Below are 13,191 nucleotides of genomic sequence, written 5' to 3' on the forward strand. Positions count from 1 at the left end.
GGCCCATTCTGACACAAACCTTCCAACTTTTGCTAGAGCTTCGTCAAAAGTCATCTGGGACGAATCCGAAGTCGATTGCCGAGACGCCGAAGTGCTGTGGTTTACTGACGCAATGGTTGACGTTCCGAGGCCGGCTGCGGCGATCTCCTCCGGCGCCGGAGAGATCTTCCAGATCCTCCGCGACGGGGGCGCCCGAACGAAGGCCGAGCTCGCCGCGCTCACGGGACTCGCCAGATCCACCGTCGCCCTGCGCGTCGACGCGCTCCTCTCCGCCGGTCTCCTCCGCCCGGCCGGCGAGGCGGCATCCACGGGCGGGCGCCCACCAGCGCGCGTCGCCTTCAATCCGCGCGCCGGCCTCGTGCTGGCCGTCGATCTCGGGGCGACGCATGCGACCGTCGCGGTCGCGGACCTGGCTGGCGTCATCCTCGACGCACGCACCCGCACGATCGACATCGGCGACGGTCCGGAGAGTCTGCTCGACATGATCCTCGCCGACGGGGCCGCGTTGCTCGCCTCTACGGCCGACGGGTTGCCGCTGGTCGGGGTCGGCATCGGCGTCCCCGGCCCGGTCGAGCACTCCACGGGGCGGCCCACGAATCCGCCGATCATGCCGGGGTGGGACCGCTTCGACATTCCCGCCTACGTGCAGAAGACGCTGGAAGTGCCGGTTCTGGTCGACAACGACGTCAACATCCTGGCGCTGGGCGAGCAGGCGACGAGCTGGCCCCAGGTCGACGATCTGATCTTCGTCAAGGTGTCCACCGGCATCGGCGCCGGCATCATCGCTGGAGGGCAGCTGCAGCGCGGTGCCCAGGGATCTGCGGGAGACATGGGTCACGTGCAGGTGCCGACGGGCGCGGGATCGACCCGAGAACCGGGCGATGATCGCGACCTCGAAGCGCTCGCCAGCGGTTCGGCACTCGCGATCGCCCTCCGTGACGAAGGACTCGACGCACACAGCGCTTCAGACGTCGTCGAGCTCGTTCGCGCGGGGAACGCCACGGCCATCGAAGCGACCCGTCAGGCCGGGCGCGACGTCGGCGAGGTGCTCGCCACCGTCGTCAATCTCCTGAACCCCTCGATCATCGTCTTGGGCGGCAGCATCGCTCGGGCGGGCGAGCACCTGCTGGCGGGGGTACGCGAAGTCGTGTATCGGCGGTCGATCCCGCTGGCCACACAGCATCTCGCGATCGTGCAGTCCCAGGCAGGCGATCGCGCCGCTGTCCTCGGAGCGGCGATCATGGTCGCCCGCGAGGTTCTCTCCCCCGCGAGCGTGGACCGCTACGTGGCGGCGAAGGTGCGTTGATCCGCACCCCCGCCGTCACGCCGCACTGCGCTCAGAGCGTCGCTTCGAACGGGTCGAAGTCGGCAGCGATCGAACCGACCTGATCGAGCGCGCTCTCCACGTCGACGAAGCTGCGCGATGCGGCCGCCTCCTCGATCGACAGGAGCGTGTCGAGCACGTGGTAGCCGAATTCACCCGTCGCCACGTGCGGACGACCGGCGGCGATCGAGCGCGCCATGTCGAGCAGCCCCACGCCGCGGCCGGAGAGCACGCCCTCCTGCTCGACGTCGATGATGTCCTGCTGGACGGGCTCCGGTGGGATGAACAGACGCGTGAGCGGTCGGGTGATCGAGATCGCGCCGCCGAAGGTGTTCGGATCCGGGATCACGATGGTGCCCTCGGTGCCGGTGATCTCGACGATCCCCTGCCGGATGACGGGCGAGTCGGTGCTGTAGACGCTCTGCGCCTGCCCACCCTGTTCGAAGTCCATCAGCACGCTCAGCGTCGACGGGATCTCGACCGGGAACTCCTGACCGGCCAGCTCACCCACCTGTACCCGGCGCGTCGGTGTGCCCTGCAGCCCGAGGGCAGCGACCGAGGCGACCGGGCCGAAGACGTGCACGAGTGCCGACACGTAATAGGGCCCCATGTCGAGCAGCGGCCCCGCACCCTTGGCGTACAGGAACGCGGGGTTCGGGTGGAAGATCTCCGGCCCCGACCATTGGAACGTGGTCTGCGCGAACAGCGGACGGCCGATGTCGCCGCGTGCGATCGCCCGCTTCGCCGTCTGCACGCCCGGTCCGAGCACGGTGTCGGGGGCGACACCGACGCGGAGACCGGCCGCATCCGCCTTCTCCAGCAGTCGGCGGGACTCCTCGCGGCTCACGCCGATCGGCTTCTCTGTCCAGACATGCTTGCCCGCAGCGATGATCGCCTCGGACACCTCGACGTGCACGGCAGGGATCGTGAGGTTCACGACGATGTCGATCTCAGGATCGCCGAGCACGGTGTCGACGCTGCCGGAGCGCGGGACGCCGTACTTCTCGGCCTGCGCCTTCGCGCGGTCCTCGAGCAGGTCGCCGATCGCGAGGACGCGCACATCCGGGAACGTCGTGAGGTTCGACAGGTACTGATCGCTGATGTTCCCGGCGCCGATGATGCCGACGCCGACAGGACCGTCTCCGAACGAGCGGGTGCCGCCCGCCATCAGCCGGCGACCTTCTCGTCGAGGTACACCCGGCTGCGCTCGATGGCGTCGAACAGGTCGCCCTCGTAGTGGTCGAACTCTACGATCGCGAGCTCGAGGGCCGGAGCAGCGGCGATCGCCTCGACGAGTGGAACGGATCCCTCGCCCGCAGCCACCTGATCGGCGGGCGGGTAGGCACCGGCGAGCGCGGGGTCGAGCGTACCGTCCTTGGCGTGCACGGCGACGACGCGGCTGCCCAGACGCTCGAGCAGCGCGACGGGGTCGACGCCGCCACGGGCGACCCAGTACAGGTCGACCTCGAGCACGACACGCTCGTCGAGGAGGCCCGCGAGAACCTCGAGGCCGGTGACGCCGTCGAACACGGCCTCCAGCTCGTGCGCGTGGTTGTGGTAGCCGACGCGCACCCCCACGGTCGCGCCGATCTCCGCCGCTTCGTTCAGCAGTCGCGCCGTCTGCTCGATCTGCTCGACCGACTCCCAGCGTGCGGGCTCGGTGTACGGGTCGATGACCGTGTCCATGCCGAGCACCTTCGCTGCGGCGAAGACCTCCGCGGGCGACGGCACCGGCACCGTGGTGCCACTGCCGTCGGGGTTCACGAACGATTCCGACGCCAGGAAGGCGTGTCCCGACGGCGCGACCAGCCCGGCGGCGGACAGTGCCGCAGCGAGGGGCTCGGCGCGGCGCACGAAATCGTAGGGCTCCACGGCGGTGAACCCGCGGGCGGCAACCGCCGCGAGGGAGGATTCGAGGTCGGCCTCCAGCTCGTCCTTGATCGTGAACAGCTGCAGGGAAGTCCGAATCGTCATCGGTCATGCTCCTTCGGTCATCGGTGACGTGGCGGGACCGCTGTCCCGTGCAGGCACGTTATCACCAAATACCTCCACACGGAAGTTTTGGTTCGCTAGACTCTCTCCATGCCCGCCGACACGTCCGAGCACGCCGATCCGCCCCGCCAACGCGGCGCCTACGCCAAGGGGATCGCTCGACGACAGGAGATCCTCGATCGCGCGATCGAGGTCTTCGCCGAGCGCGGCGCCGACCGCACGAGCCTGCGGGCGATCGCCCGTGAGGTGGGGGTCACCCATGCGGCCCTCACGCACTACTTCGGCTCACTGGAAGAGCTCCTCGTGGCCGTCTACGAAGAGAGCACGGTTCCGTCGCGTCAGCCCAGCTCTCCTCCGGCGGACGCGACGCCGGTGGAGATGATGATCGAATCCGCGCGCATCAACCGCGCGATCCCGGGGCTCGTCCAGCTCTACTCGACGCTCGTCGCCACGGCTCTCGAGGAGGGGCATCCGGCGGCGCGCGCATTCGCCACCGGTCGATTCACCCGCCTCCGCGCCCGCCTCGCCGATGTCGTCCGACATCAGCAGGAGAACGGCCGGATCCGCGACGACATCGACCCGGATGCGGTCGCCGCCCTCGTCGTCGCCGCATCCGACGGCCTGCAGACGCAGTGGCTGCTCGACGAGACAGCGCCGCAGCACGAGGCGCTCGCCCTCCTCGATCGACTGCTGCGCCCAGCGTCCTGAGCGCGACGCCGGGCGGATCGGACCCGCCGACGACACGGCTAGGCTCGAAGCGTGACGCCCGTGCCGCAGTCCCCCTACGCCCGGGCACTCGGCGAGCGCATCGATGACCTGCACCCTCGGCTTCGCACGTACTTCGAGGCGATCCCCGACGGCGCCGTCGGCATCGGCGAGGGGGTGTTCTCGCACGTCGGCACTCCGCGCCGATGGCTGTGGCCGTTCCTCCGGCTTCTCGAACGCCGCGGCGTGGTCGCCGCCGGATGGGAGCGCGATGTGCCGTTCCGCGTGGAGAACCGGACGATCGCCTCGAGGGCGATCGGGGAGCGCACCTTCCAGTTCCCGCGCGGACCGTGGACCATGCGCGATGCGGCCGCGCTCACGCGACGCGGTCGTGTCGTCGACGAGCTCGGCGAACCTGCTCTCCTCGCCGCCTGCTTCGATGTGGACGTGCGTCAGGGGGCGCTGCACCTCACCAGCCGCGCCGTCGGTCTGCGTCTCGGACGCCTGCGGGTGCGTATCCCCCGCGCGGTGGCCCCCGTGGTCCGCCTCACCGAGCGCTACGACGACACCGTGCACAGACAGTGCATGTCCCTGACGGTCGACGCTCCGCTCCTCGGCCGCGTGTACGAGTACCGCGGCGACTTCACCTATCGCATCCACCATTCCGAGACGGAGCAGATCGCATGAGCGCAGGACGGGTCGTCATCGGCGGATCCACGGGTTTCATGGGCAGATTCCTGCTGCCGCGCTTTCGTGCCGAGGGCCGCGAGGTCATCACGATCTCCCGTTCGGGCGCCGACATCCGCTGGGGCGACCAGGTGGAGATCGACCGCGCCGTCGACGGAGCAACCCTGGTGATCGGGCTCGCCGGCAAGAGTGTGAACTGTCGCTACACACCGGAGAATCGCGCGGAGATCTTCCGCTCCCGTCTCGACACGACAGCGTCCCTGAGCACCGCGATCGCACGCGCCTCGACGCCTCCGGAACTCTGGGTGAACTCCTCGACAGCCACCATCTACCGTCATGCGGAAGACCGTCCGATGACCGAGTCGACCGGCGAGATCGGCACCGGGTTCTCGGTCGAGGTCGCCAAGGCATGGGAGAAGGCGCTGTTCGCCGACGACCTTCCCGCCACCCGACGCGTCGCCTTGCGCAGCGCCATCGTCCTCGGCCACGGCGGCGTCCTCGGTCCGGTGAAAGACCTCGCGCGGTTCGGGCTCGGCGGATCCCAGTACGACGGACGCTGGCCGATCAGCGCTGCACGGCGGGCCGCCGGCACCGGTCACCTCCCAGGCGCACGCCGTGGCCACCAGCGCTTCAGTTGGGTGCACATCGAAGACGTGGCCCGCATCATCGACTTCGTCGAGCAGACGCCGTCGCTCGAGGGGCCCGTCAACGCCGCATCGCCGCACCCGGTCGACAATGTCGAGTTCATGGCGACGGTCCGACGAGTGCTGGGCGTGCGCATCGGTGTGCCGATGCCGCGATGGATGCTCGAACTCGGAGCGATCGGCATGCGCACCGAGACCGAGCTGATCCTCAAGAGCCGGTGGGTGCTGCCGGAGAAGCTCACGGACGCGGGGTTCGAGTTCCGATTTCCGATCCTCGAAGACGCCGTCCGCGAGTCTTTCGACCGCGCGGCGGTCGCTTAGGCGGAGCTTGCGGGCCCGGCCGACCCCTCTCCGTCCACTCCGCGATTCTTCTCGATCTCCTGACGCCGCCGCCACTCCTCGATCTCACGGTCGAGGTCGGCGATCTGCTGTTCCGTCGTACGGGTGTCCCTCGGTGGGGCCGGACGTACATCGGTCGGCGCCGCGGGGCGCTCGGCCCTCCGCATACGCGGCATCTGGATGCCGGACTCGCCGTAGTCACGGCCGAGCCCGAACCACAACAGGCCCCCGATCAACGGCAGCAGGATCACGATGATGATCCACGCCAGCTTCGGCAGGAACTTCACCAGCGAGCTGTCCCGCGTGATGATGTCGATCAGCGCGCCGATCATCAGGGCGATGACGAGGAGCGAGAACAGGAACGACATGAGTTCAGGGTAGACGACGCCGCGACGTGCCGCTCGGGCTACGGCAGCAGGTGCCCGCCGGCGCGGAACAGTTCGTACCACTCGGCACGCGTGAGCGTGATGTCGGCACCGGCCGCCGCATCCTGCACCCGCTGGGGCGTGGTGGTGCCGAGCACGACCTGCATGCCTGCGGGGTGGCGCGTGATCCAGGCGGTCGCGATCGCGATCGGCGCGACGTCGTACGCCGCCGCGAGGCGATCGATCACGGTGTTCAGTTCCGCATACTCGGGGTTGCCGAGGAACACCCCGTGGGAGAAACCGCCCTGGAACGGCGACCATGCCTGGATCGTGATGCCGTTGATGCGGCAGTACTCCACGATGCCACCGCCGTCGCGCACCACGCTCTGCTCCTGTCCGGCCATGTTGGCCGCTACCGGCTGCGCGATGATCGGCGCGTGCGTGATCGACAGCTGCAGCTGATTCGCGACCAGCGGCTGTCGGACAGCCGTGCGGAGGAGGTCGATCTGGCGCGGCGTGTGGTTCGAGACGCCGAACGCCCTGACCTTGCCCGCACTCTCCAGGTCATCGAAGGCCCGCGCGACCTCTTCAGGCTCGACGAGCGCATCGGGGCGGTGCAGCAGGAGCACGTCGAGACGGTCGGTCCGCAGCGCCGCGAGCGACCCTTCGACCTGCGCCATGATGTGCTCGTACGAGAAGTCGAACATCCCCTGCGACGGCACGATGCCGCACTTCGTCTGGAGCACGATCTCGTCGCGCGCTGACGGGGTGAGCTGCAAGGCATCGGCGAACCGCGCCTCGCAATGGTGCATGCGTCCGCCGTAGATGTCGGCGTGATCGAAGAAGTCGATGCCCGCCGCGCGGGCGGTGTCGTACAGCGTGCGGATGTGAGCGTCGTCCTTGTCGTCGATGCGCATCATGCCGGCGATGACGGCGGGGGCGGTGGCTGATCCGAACGACACTGTCTTCATGCTCACCACGCTACCGCCCGCGACCGACGCCGTCAGGAATCGTCGGTCGCGGCGCCGGGAAGCAGAGCGGTGACCGGAACGCCGAGGACGTCGGCGATGCGCACGAGGTCAACGACTGTGAAGTCCTCCATCCCGTCGAGCAGATCACCGAGCGCCTCCGGCTCGATGCCCGAGCGCTCGGAGAGGTCGGAGAAGGACACTCCCGCATGGAACCGGGCCCCATCGACCTCAGATGCCAGCAAATGACGCAATTCTGTCCCCATCCGCCTACACTACCGCCCCAAACGAACCCGAACGGCGATGGAATGGTACAGAATGGCGGCATTCTGGCCTCGTGACGCTGCTATGGTGAGCCGGGTGAAGACACCTGCCGAGCAGTTCAACGATGCCGTCGGTCGCCAGATGCGCGCGGAGATCGCTGCATCGCGGAGCAGCATCGCCGCGATGGCACGCAGCGTCGGGATCGCCCGGAGCGCTCTCGACAACTATGTGACGGGCAAGCGCGCGATCCCGGTCCCCGTCGTCTACGCGGTCTGTGCCGACCTCGGCGTCGAACCCCACGTGCTGCTCGCTCGCGCAGAAGAGCGTCTCCGTGCCGATGGCGACCCCACCGCGCGCATCACACCGATCCGACGCACCCCCGATGTCGCCGGCACGCGCGAAGATACTCGAGAGGTCGCCTTCGAATCCGGTGTCCGACACGACGCCGACACCGACGACCTCTACGAGTAGGCCGGGCACCAGACTCGGTGTGTGGGCCCGCACGAGGAGGACCGACCATGCAGCACCTTCTCCGTCTCGCCGACGAACAGAGGGTGCGCGTCGTCGAGCGCACCGGTCGCACGCGTGGTGGCTACGATCCCGCGACGCGCACGATCCGCCTCAGCCCGGGGATGAGCGCCCGCACGACCCGCAGTGTGCTCGCGCACGAGCTCGGACACGCCTGCCTCGGGCATGTCCCCGCCCCGACCGCCGCGATCCGCACCCAGCAGGAGCGTCAGGCCGATGAATGGGCGGCGTCGCAGCTCATCACCCCGCGCGCGTATGCCGAGGCCGAAGACGTTCGCGGGCCGCATCTCGCGAGCCTGGCCTTCGAGTTGGAGGTCACGATCGAGCTGGTCACGGCCTACCAGCGGCTGTTGCGTCAGACGCTCCTCGTCGCTGGTTGAATAGCGTCATGGCCTTCCCCGTCACCCCCTCCCCCGTCACCCTCACCGGCGAACTGGTCGAGCTTCGTCCCCTCGAACGCTCCCACGTCGACGGACTGATCGAGGCGGTGCAAGAGGGCGACCTGTGGAAGACGGCGTGGTACACCTCGGTACCCGCACCCGACGGCGTCGCGGCAGAGGTCGAGCGACGGATCGGGCTCGTCGAGAAGGGCGAGATGATCCCCTTCACGGCATTCGATGCCGCTGGTCGCGTCCTCGGGCTCACCTCGTACTACGACATCGTCGCCGACGTGCCCCGTCTGCACATCGGCTTCACCTGGAACCGGCCGTCGGCGCATGGCACGGGAACGAATGCGGAGTCGAAGCTGCTGCTGCTCCGGCACGCGTTCGAGACGCTCGGGGTGTTCCGCGTGGGCCTGACCACGCAGTGGGTGAACTTCCAGTCGCGCACGGCGATCGAGCGGCTCGGGGCCAAGCAGGACGGCGTCATGCGTGCCATGAGCCGATACCGCAACGGCGCGCTGCGCGACAGCGTGGAGTACTCGATCATCGAGCCGGAATGGCCCGCGGTCAGGGCGAACCTCGAAGCGAGACTCGCCAGAAGACGGTGAACCGTCGACCGTCGGCGGTCAGCCGTCGCGCCTGACGACGCGCGGAGCGCGAGGAGTCACTCGGTGGCGTTGCCCGACCAGTTGTTCGACCGGCGGGTGGCCGAACCGCCCTGACGGAAGATGAAGGCGAGAGCCAGCGTGACCAGCAGCAGGCCACCGCAGAACGCGAGCGCCTGGAACGCCGGCAGCCCGAACGAGATGCCCATCAGCAGGATCCCTCCGATGAAGAGGATCATGAAGAAGAGGAAGCTGAGGATCACGGGATCTCCTGTCGTCGGTGCCGTCTACCAGGATAGCCCGGACTCGGAAACCCCCTGTGCACGTTCTTCGTCGTCTGGTCTGCTCGGAGCATGAAGACACCACTCACCGCGGTCGCCGTCTCGTGCACGCTGAAGCCGTCGCCCGCTCCCTCCAGTTCCGATCTGCTCGCGACGCAGCTGCTCGATGCGCTGGCCGACCACGGCGTCACCGGAGACCTGGTCCGCGCCGTCGACCTCTCCCTCAGCCCCGGAGTCGAGAAGGACATGGGCGCCGACGACGAATGGCCCCAGATCCGTCGACGGGTGCTGGACGCCGACATTCTCGTGTTCGTCACCCCCACGTGGATGGGACAGCATTCGAGCGTCGCACAGCGCGTGCTCGAACGCCTCGATGCGGAGCTCGGCGAGACGGACGCCCGGGGACGCCCCACGCTGTTCGACAAGGTGGCCGTCGCGGGCATCGTCGGCAATGAGGACGGGGCGCACCACATCGCGGCCATCCTCTTCCAATCGCTGAACGACGTCGGATTCACGGTTCCCGCCCAAGGGTCGGTGTACTGGAACGGCGAGGCGATGCACACGGTCGACTACAAGGATCTCGATGAGACTCCGGAGAAGGTCGCATCGGCGATCGGCACGGCGACGAGGAACGCCGCGCATCTGGCCCGGCTTCTCAGGGCGCAGGAGTACCCGGCAGGCTGACCTCGGGCGGGTTCAATCCGACAGGGTCGTGAGGTCGAGGGCCCACTCGTTCACGGTCAGCTCGGAACCGCGGAACTGCTCCGTGACGCTGCCAGCCAGGGTGAATCCGTTGCGCCGGCAGACCCCGTTCGATGCCGGGTTCTCGACCCCGGGGAATGCCGTCAGGAAGCGCCGACTCTCCCTATGCTCACGGGCGTCGTCGATGAGGAGAGCGAGGGCCGCCGACGCCACACCGTGCCCCTGCGCCTCGGGCCGGACGAACCACCCGGTCTCGAGCGCAGGCTTCTCCCGCCAGACGACGTGCCAATGGCCGATGGATCCGAGCGAGCGCCCTGCATCGTCTTCGATGACGAACATCCGCGCCTCGCCAGAGGCGACCAGACGAAGGTAGCGGGCATGCCGTTCCACGATCTCGTCTTCGGTCTCCGGGCCGTTGAGATGCGCGGTCATCTCCGGGGTGTTGGCCGCGTGCAGCAGCTCGAGGTCGTTCTCGGACCAGATCCGGAGTCGGAGGTTTCCCATGCTCGGATCCTGGCACGGGTCACCGACATGCGCTCAGTGCGCGGGTGCGCGCGACAACGGCTCCGACGGGCCGCGGAACGTGATGACTTCGCCCCGGCGGGCCTTCTCGACGGTGAGTCCGGCCAGCTCTAGTCGTCGATACACGCGTCGCGGCAGGGCGGGGAGCTCGGCAGAGAAGCCTCGCGGCGGCGGGGCGAGCCCGGCGAAGAGCGACAGATCCGCACCGGCGCCGCGCACCTCGATGCGCGCGTAGTCGCTGCGGCACCGCCAGCGCAGGAACTCGAGGCTCCGGAACGGGATCGTGCGGAGTTCATCGCCCACCCGTACACGCAACTCTTCGTTCCCGAAGGCGACCGTGCACTGCGCAGTGCGTCGGCGCAGGATCGCCATGAACACGAGGTACACCGGAAGTCCGACCACGATTCCCATGAGGACGATCGCGATCCGAGGCCCCATCCGCATCACGATGTCGTCGAGTGCGATCAGGAGTGCGACACCGAACAGTCCGGCGACCACGACGATCGCCACGATCGCCTGGGTGAGCGCACGCATCCGGAGCTCGATGGCGGGGAATCGCACGATCGACCCGTCGCCACTCTCCTCCCGTTCCCAGTCCGGTGTCACCGGCGGCGGCTTCTTCTTCGTGTCCCGGCGCGCGAAGAAGTCGGTGACACGGCCGATGAGTGCGAGCCAGATCCACCCCGTGGCCGGTATCGCCGCGAGCTGCAGCACCACGGCGACGCGGCGCACCGCCTCGGGGAACGGGGCGAGAAGGTCTCCGCCGAACTCCACCACGAACGCGACGAGCGCCCCGAGGACGATGGTGACGCCGAGGTGCAGGATCGCGCCGTTGCGCGGGGGCACCATGCCCAGGGTCGCATTCACGAACGCGAACCCGAAGCACCAGCCGCCGACCAGCATGAGCAGGAACGGGAAGAAGCTCAGGTCGTCGCCTAGAAGCGTGAACGCTATGGCCACGAGGAGGAGCAGGCTGCCCACGATGAGAGGGATGCGCACGAGCGTGCGCGTCACCTTCACACGCATGCGCTCCTCAACCGCGGTCTCCTCGGTCATCGGACGATGCTACGACGCGGGCAGAGCGGCGACGCGCTCCCGCCAGTAGTCGATCTCGGACTTCGTGGCGTGGTGGCTGAGGGGATCGACCTGCCGATCGGCCGTGCCGAGCCAGCTCTCCGCCCCGGCACGGTCGCCGTCGATGCAGGCGAGCGCTCCGAGCAGGACACCCGATTGCGCGGGCCTCCTGCGCAAGGACACGGAGTAGTCCGTGTCGCGGAACCTCGGATCCCCGCGGTCGACGACCGGCGGCAGACCCACCCCGTGAAGCAGCAGCTCGAAAAGCGCGGTGCGGTCGCCGCAGCGCTGGAGGAACGGGACGATCTCCGTGCGCACGCGCTCGGCGAGCAGGTCGAGCACGTCGTCGTCAGCGAACCATCCGGTGTCGGACACGAGCAGGTCGAGCTCGAAGGGCTTCACCCGCTTCGGATCTCGCTGCGTCGCCGGGCCGTCTTCGGGATGCAGCCCCTCGAACAGCACCCCGTACTGCACGCTCATGTACAGATCACTGGAGTAGAAATCGACGACCTCCACGCGTGCATCCACCCACCGGCGCCAGGTGCGCCCCGATTTGCGGAAGCCCAGCTCGCGCATCGTGCCGTTCACGTGCTCTTCCAGCATGCGGTCGACCTCTCCGCGCAGGAGCTTCGGGATGGGACTCGCCTTCGCCCGCACGGCGGCGGCCTTCTGCTTCTTGAGCTCCGCATCGCGCTTCTCCGCGCGCGCAACGGCCTCCGCCCCCAGGGCGGCACCGATGCGCTTCAGAAGGTCGCGGCGGGAGATGTCGTCGAGGAGAGTCTCCAGTTCGGCCAGGTCGCCGTCGGCGGCGCGCTGCGCGAGCGTGTCGACGGCAGCGCTGGCCACGCGGAGCGCCAGAGACTCCGTGGAGGGAGGGCGGGTCTCGGCGCCCTGCCGCACCAGGGCACCCAGCACCGCGGCGGGCACCTCGGTCACGTCCATCGAGCGTGCGGCGACGACGGCGGCCCGCACCAGGTCTTCGTTCGAGGGCGCGTAGAGATGACCGTCTTCGGCAACCCCGGTCTCGCGCGCCGCGCGAACCCATTCCCCGACGAGAGCGCGGGCGGCGTCGGGACGCAACACCTCCCGCAGCTGTCGCTGCCAGGTCTGGGACGGGGTCTTGTGACCGAGCACCGCGAGGTGGCGGATCAGGGGCTCGACATCGTCGACCGGGTGCGCGCGGGCCAACTGCCGGGCTCGCTCCGCCCACTCGTCACCGTCGTGGACGGCCGTCAGGTCGAGGACTCCGGGTGGGAGGAAAGAGGCCAGCAGCCGGTTGGCCGTCTTGAGGTCTCTGTCGACGTTCCAACGGGTCGCGATCCGCCCGTGCATCAGGCCGGCAAGGTGGATCGCGCAGGCGTCGAGTGCCTCGTACAGGGCGGTATCGACGTGACCGTCAGCCATCGCCTTCTCTGCGCCCCGCAGAGCCGGTCCGCAGATGTAACTCATGCAGTCGACCTTCAACGCGGCCTGCAGCGCGAACACAGCCGTGTCGGAGTCCCAGGGCAGGGTCTTCCGCGGCAGGAAGCGCACGATGTCGTCTTCAGCGGACCGGAATCGCCAGCCGTTCACAAGTGTGGGGCTCACGTCCATGACGAGCAGCAGCGCCACGAGCTGACCGCGGGGTGACAGCGTCGTGACGTCGACCCCCTCGGGCCAGTCGTTCATGCCGACGCCGATGCGGTCGAGTGTCGTCTCCATCTCGCGGAGGAGCGTCTCGCGCGTCAGGGGCATGGCTCTGCGGGGCGGCTTCGGTGCGTGCGCATTCCCGAATTCTATGGGTGCCCCATGACATCGCCGATCATCGG

At 68.6% G+C, this 13,191-nt stretch carries 17 protein-coding genes; 8 read left to right on the plus strand and 9 right to left on the minus strand.

What is annotated here, in order from left to right; genetic code table 11:
• Positions 1-112: 112 nt before the first annotated feature.
• Entirely contained in the window at positions 113-1,306 is a 1,194-nt protein-coding gene (locus ACIQLD_RS06260; protein WP_402606339.1) for an ROK family protein, read from the plus strand.
• A gap of 31 nt (positions 1,307-1,337) precedes the next feature.
• Here the strand turns inward: ACIQLD_RS06260 and ACIQLD_RS06265 are convergent, their stop codons facing one another.
• Both ACIQLD_RS06265 and ACIQLD_RS06270 read right to left on the minus strand, forming a co-directional pair.
• On the minus strand, positions 1,338-2,492 hold the full coding sequence (locus ACIQLD_RS06265) for a Gfo/Idh/MocA family protein (protein WP_402606341.1): 1,155 nt from the start codon (positions 2,490-2,492) through the stop codon (positions 1,338-1,340).
• Positions 2,492-3,298: a sugar phosphate isomerase/epimerase family protein gene (locus tag ACIQLD_RS06270; protein ID WP_402606343.1), complete on the minus strand. Its 807-nt coding sequence runs from the start codon at positions 3,296-3,298 to the stop codon at positions 2,492-2,494. The genes ACIQLD_RS06265 and ACIQLD_RS06270 overlap by 1 nt, the downstream gene beginning before the upstream one ends.
• Positions 3,299-3,406: 108 nt before the next feature.
• Here ACIQLD_RS06270 and ACIQLD_RS06275 point away from each other — a divergent pair, with 108 nt between their 5' ends.
• From ACIQLD_RS06275 to ACIQLD_RS06285, 3 genes are read left to right on the plus strand one after another with little or no spacing between them, the layout of a single operon-like run.
• Complete coding sequence (locus ACIQLD_RS06275; RefSeq protein WP_402606346.1) at positions 3,407-4,024, plus strand: TetR/AcrR family transcriptional regulator; 618 nt, start codon at positions 3,407-3,409, stop codon at positions 4,022-4,024.
• 51 nt (positions 4,025-4,075) lie between these two features.
• The gene (locus ACIQLD_RS06280) at positions 4,076-4,708 is read left to right on the plus strand and encodes a DUF4166 domain-containing protein (protein ID WP_402606348.1); all 633 of its coding nucleotides are present in this window, start codon (positions 4,076-4,078) and stop codon (positions 4,706-4,708) included.
• The gene (locus ACIQLD_RS06285; RefSeq protein WP_402606350.1) at positions 4,705-5,673 is read left to right on the plus strand and encodes an epimerase; all 969 of its coding nucleotides are present in this window, start codon (positions 4,705-4,707) and stop codon (positions 5,671-5,673) included. The genes ACIQLD_RS06280 and ACIQLD_RS06285 overlap by 4 nt, the downstream gene beginning before the upstream one ends.
• On the opposite strand, the gene ACIQLD_RS06290 is transcribed toward ACIQLD_RS06285, so the two are convergent.
• Genes ACIQLD_RS06290 through ACIQLD_RS06300 form a run of 3 tightly spaced genes read right to left on the minus strand, consistent with a single transcriptional unit; the run spans position 5,670 to position 7,227 of the window.
• Positions 5,670-6,059 (minus strand): PLDc N-terminal domain-containing protein, encoded by a 390-nt coding sequence (locus ACIQLD_RS06290; RefSeq protein WP_402606352.1) that lies wholly within the window; start codon positions 6,057-6,059, stop codon positions 5,670-5,672. The two genes, ACIQLD_RS06285 and ACIQLD_RS06290, sit on opposite strands and share 4 nt — an antisense overlap.
• Before the next feature lie 38 nt (positions 6,060-6,097).
• Entirely contained in the window at positions 6,098-7,027 is a 930-nt protein-coding gene (locus ACIQLD_RS06295; RefSeq protein ID WP_402606354.1) for an aldo/keto reductase family oxidoreductase, read from the minus strand.
• A gap of 32 nt (positions 7,028-7,059) precedes the next feature.
• Complete coding sequence (locus ACIQLD_RS06300; protein ID WP_402606356.1) at positions 7,060-7,227, minus strand: XRE family transcriptional regulator; 168 nt, start codon at positions 7,225-7,227, stop codon at positions 7,060-7,062.
• A 157-nt stretch (positions 7,228-7,384) separates the two neighbouring features.
• Here ACIQLD_RS06300 and ACIQLD_RS06305 point away from each other — a divergent pair, with 157 nt between their 5' ends.
• The 3 genes from ACIQLD_RS06305 to ACIQLD_RS06315 are packed head-to-tail and all read left to right on the plus strand — an operon-like array spanning position 7,385 to position 8,807.
• Positions 7,385-7,759: a helix-turn-helix domain-containing protein gene (locus ACIQLD_RS06305; RefSeq protein WP_402606358.1), complete on the plus strand. Its 375-nt coding sequence runs from the start codon at positions 7,385-7,387 to the stop codon at positions 7,757-7,759.
• 47 nt (positions 7,760-7,806) lie between these two features.
• On the plus strand, positions 7,807-8,196 hold the full coding sequence (locus tag ACIQLD_RS06310; RefSeq protein WP_402606361.1) for a zinc metallopeptidase: 390 nt from the start codon (positions 7,807-7,809) through the stop codon (positions 8,194-8,196).
• An 8-nt stretch (positions 8,197-8,204) separates the two neighbouring features.
• Positions 8,205-8,807: a GNAT family N-acetyltransferase gene (locus tag ACIQLD_RS06315; protein WP_402606363.1), complete on the plus strand. Its 603-nt coding sequence runs from the start codon at positions 8,205-8,207 to the stop codon at positions 8,805-8,807.
• 56 nt (positions 8,808-8,863) lie between these two features.
• On the opposite strand, the gene ACIQLD_RS06320 is transcribed toward ACIQLD_RS06315, so the two are convergent.
• A complete protein-coding gene (locus ACIQLD_RS06320) occupies positions 8,864-9,067 on the minus strand; it encodes a hypothetical protein (RefSeq protein WP_028503256.1) in 204 nt (67 codons plus the stop codon).
• A 90-nt stretch (positions 9,068-9,157) separates the two neighbouring features.
• On the opposite strand from ACIQLD_RS06320, the gene ACIQLD_RS06325 reads away from it, so the two are divergent.
• The gene (locus ACIQLD_RS06325; RefSeq protein WP_402606366.1) at positions 9,158-9,769 is read left to right on the plus strand and encodes a flavodoxin family protein; all 612 of its coding nucleotides are present in this window, start codon (positions 9,158-9,160) and stop codon (positions 9,767-9,769) included.
• Between the two features lie 12 nt (positions 9,770-9,781).
• Here ACIQLD_RS06325 and ACIQLD_RS06330 read toward each other — a convergent pair whose 3' ends face one another.
• From ACIQLD_RS06330 to ACIQLD_RS06340, 3 genes are read right to left on the minus strand one after another with little or no spacing between them, the layout of a single operon-like run.
• Positions 9,782-10,291 carry a GNAT family N-acetyltransferase gene (locus ACIQLD_RS06330; protein WP_402606368.1) on the minus strand — a complete coding sequence of 170 codons (510 nt, stop codon included), beginning with the start codon at positions 10,289-10,291 and terminating at the stop codon, positions 9,782-9,784.
• A gap of 33 nt (positions 10,292-10,324) precedes the next feature.
• Entirely contained in the window at positions 10,325-11,365 is a 1,041-nt protein-coding gene (locus tag ACIQLD_RS06335; protein WP_402606370.1) for a hypothetical protein, read from the minus strand.
• A gap of 9 nt (positions 11,366-11,374) precedes the next feature.
• A complete protein-coding gene (locus ACIQLD_RS06340) occupies positions 11,375-13,117 on the minus strand; it encodes a hypothetical protein (protein WP_402606373.1) in 1,743 nt (580 codons plus the stop codon).
• Positions 13,118-13,191 lie beyond the last annotated feature (74 nt).

Origin of the sequence: Microbacterium sp. NPDC091662 (genome assembly GCF_044756705.1) — a bacterium.
In the GTDB taxonomy this organism is placed as follows: Bacteria; Actinomycetota; Actinomycetes; order Actinomycetales; family Microbacteriaceae; genus Microbacterium.